Origin of the sequence: Bacterioplanoides pacificum (assembly GCF_042648445.1) — a bacterium.
Classification (GTDB): Bacteria; Pseudomonadota; Gammaproteobacteria; order Pseudomonadales; family Oceanobacteraceae; genus Bacterioplanoides; species Bacterioplanoides pacificum.
Map to the genome: position 1 here is coordinate 1 of NZ_JBHRYB010000017.1, position 529 is coordinate 529.

Sequence of the window (529 nt, forward strand, 5' to 3'; positions counted from 1 at the left end):
CTTCAAGCCAATCTACCGGAGCGTTATTCCTATTCATATGACGAATTACGGCTCTGGCACCATGGATTAGCATCTTACGAATATAAGCATCACCTCGCTTGCTGATGCCTTGTAAATTTTGCTTTCCACCACTTGAATGTTGCCTTGGGACCAGTCCCAACCAAGCTGCGAATTCTCGTCCTGATCGAAATTCTTTAGCATTACCGACACTTGCTACTATCGCCGAAGCTGCCAAGCGACCTACACCAGGAACTTCAATTAATCGTTTACAACGTTCATCGGACTTATTCTGATCGTTGATCTCTTTATCAAGGTCACAAATCTCAGACTCAATATAGTTTAAGCGATCAACCATCCGAAGCATCAGGCGATTAAGTGTTGCTGGTAAGTAATTTTCCACATCGCCGTACGAATCAGACAACCATTGCCTCAGTCGCTTTGGTCCTGCAGGTATCGCCACTCCGAATTCAGAAAAGGATGAGCGTATACGATTAATTACTGCCGTTCGTTCCTTTATCAACCCTTCCCG

General features: G+C 44.8%; 1 protein-coding gene. It reads right to left on the reverse strand.

The features are described 5' to 3' along the window. A partial coding sequence (locus ACFOMG_RS16600) for an IS110 family transposase (protein ID WP_376868312.1) occupies positions 1–520 on the reverse strand: 520 nt, incomplete at its 3' end. Positions 521–529 lie beyond the last annotated feature (9 nt).